3 protein-coding genes and 1 rRNA gene are annotated in these 1,999 nt (G+C 57.3%); all 4 read left to right on the top strand.

Annotated features, from left to right (window positions below):
* Nucleotides 1-106, top strand: a 5S ribosomal RNA gene (gene rrf / locus CZ203_RS04555); the annotation flags it as partial.
* Nucleotides 107-205: 99 nt separating this feature from the next.
* On the top strand, nt 206-934 hold the full coding sequence (locus tag CZ203_RS04550; RefSeq protein ID WP_087064986.1) for an alpha/beta fold hydrolase: 729 nt from the start codon (nt 206-208) through the stop codon (nt 932-934).
* Nucleotides 935-993: 59 nt separating this feature from the next.
* The gene (locus tag CZ203_RS04545) at nt 994-1,689 is read left to right on the top strand and encodes a MerR family transcriptional regulator (protein ID WP_087064985.1); all 696 of its coding nucleotides are present in this window, start codon (nt 994-996) and stop codon (nt 1,687-1,689) included.
* Between the two features lie 81 nt (nt 1,690-1,770).
* The coding region (locus CZ203_RS04540) for an oxidoreductase (RefSeq protein ID WP_456236185.1) at nt 1,771-1,999 on the top strand (229 nt) is incomplete at its 3' end.

The raw sequence follows: 1,999 nt of genomic DNA, 5'->3' as shown, positions 1-1,999 counted from the left end.
TGGTGACGAGGGTACACCTGTTCCCATACCGAACACAGTAGTTAAGCTCGTTAACGGTGACAATACTTGGCTGGCGACGGCCCGGGAAGATAACGCAGCGCCTACATTTTTAGCGGCGATCCTTTGGGGGTCGCCGCTTTTTCCTGTTTGACCCCGCGTGTGGTGTTATGTTACGCTAGAATAAATCCTTTTGGGAGGGGACGGAATGTTTGATGCGCCGGCTTTCGCACATTGCAACGGCATTAAAATTGCATACTATGAATATGGGGCGGGGGAGCCGCTCGTCCTGCTGCACGGCAATGGGGAGGACAGCACGTATTTTGCCCACCAGGTCGAGGCGTTTTCCGGGGAATATCGCATCATTGCGGTGGACAGCCGCGGGCATGGCCGCTCCGAGACAGGGGCGCGCGGCCTTTCCTTCGGCCTTTTTACAGAGGATCTGCGGGCGCTGCTTGACACGTTGGGCATTGCAAAGGCGCATATCCTCGGTTTCAGCGACGGCGGGAACCTCGCGCTCCTGTTCGCGCTGCGCTACCCGTCGTATGTCGGCCGGCTTATTCTGAACGGCGCAAATATCAATATGCTCGCGGTCAAGCCGTCGGTTCAGCTCCCCGTCATATCCGGCTATGCGCTCCTGCGCCTGTTTGGGTGCTTCAGCGCGCAGGCGCGCAGGAAAAGGGACGTATTGGGGCTGATGGTGCACGGCTACGGCGTGACGTTCGCCGACCTGCGCCGCATCGCCGCGCCCACGCTGGTGATTGCAGGGGAAAGGGACATGATCCTGGAGCCGCACACACGCAGAATCGCGCAGGCGATCCCGCACGCAAGGCTGTGCCTGCTGCCGGGCGGCGACCATTTTTGCGCGGCCAAACAGCCGGAAGCTTTTAACGCCGCGGTACGCGAATTTTTACAAAACCCAACGGGAAAGCCTTGACTTTCCATCGGGTGGAAGGTGTTTGATAGGGGTATCAAGTACCGGAAAGAGGGATTGCGATGAGAATCAAAGAGGTCGAAGCGCTGACCGGGATCACGGCCAAGAATATCCGTTTTTATGAGAAGGAAGGCCTGCTGTCGCCTGCGCGGGAAAACCAGAACAAATACCGTACCTACAGTGATACCGATGTGGAAACGCTGAAAAAGATCAAACTCCTGCGCAAGCTCGGCGTCTCCTTGGACATGATCCGTTTGTGCCTGGAAGGGAAGATCCTGCTGCGCGACTGCATCGAGTTGCGGGAACAGGAGATCCGCGACGAGCAGGAGCGCCTGTTCCAGATGAAATCGGTCTGCGACATGCTGCATACGGCGAACCCGTCGCTCGACGCGCTGGAACCGGAACGCTATTTGCATGAAATCGAGACAAGGGAAGGCAAGGGCGGCGCGTTTATCAATATCATCTGGGACTGCCTGACCTATGCGCGCAATATCCTGCCGAAGCCGAGCTTCTGGTTTGAACCGGATCAGCCGATTATGGACCGTGCCGATTTTACCGATGAACTGATCGCCTACAGCAGGCGGACGGGCAAGACGCTCGATATCCTGCACGAGGGCATGGAACCGATCGCGCGTATTGACGGCGTAAAATACCTGTTTATCCTGGAAACGCCGCGCACGCTGCATTTCCGCGGCTCCATCTTCTTTGCCTCCCATACCTATGGCTTCCGCTTTGCCTATGCCTATAAGTTCCAATAAAATGCCGCGCGGGGTTAGACAAAAGGCGCGCTTTCTGCTAAACTGGAAGGCAGAGAGTAAGTGCTGATGGAGGGTAATGGCATGAGTAAGATTTTTGAGGAAGTACGCTTCCCGCACGTGACGTTTAAAAACCATGTGGCGCGCAGTGCGACGAACGACTACGCGGGCAACGAGGACGGCACGGTCAGCGAGTTCCAGATGGGGCTGTACCGGGAGCTTGCACAGGGCGGCGTCGGCATGATTATCACCGGCCACTATGCGGTTTGCCCGCTGGGCCGCAACGATATCCACCAGAACGCGCTGTGGGACG

Origin of the sequence: Intestinibacillus massiliensis (assembly GCF_900155735.1) — a bacterium.
Taxonomy (GTDB): Bacteria; Bacillota; Clostridia; order Oscillospirales; family Butyricicoccaceae; genus Intestinibacillus; species Intestinibacillus massiliensis.
Note: the sequence above shows the minus strand (reverse complement) of the source record. Positions and strands in the feature narration are given on the sequence as shown.

Bases quoted from the DNA above. Each gene is read 5' to 3' on its own strand.
- CZ203_RS04545 (WP_087064985.1), top strand. From the start codon at position 994: ATGAGAATCAAAGAGGTCGAAGCGCTGACCGGGATCACGGCCAAGAAT.
- CZ203_RS04550 (WP_087064986.1), top strand. From the start codon at position 206: ATGTTTGATGCGCCGGCTTTCGCACATTGCAACGGCATTAAAATTGCA.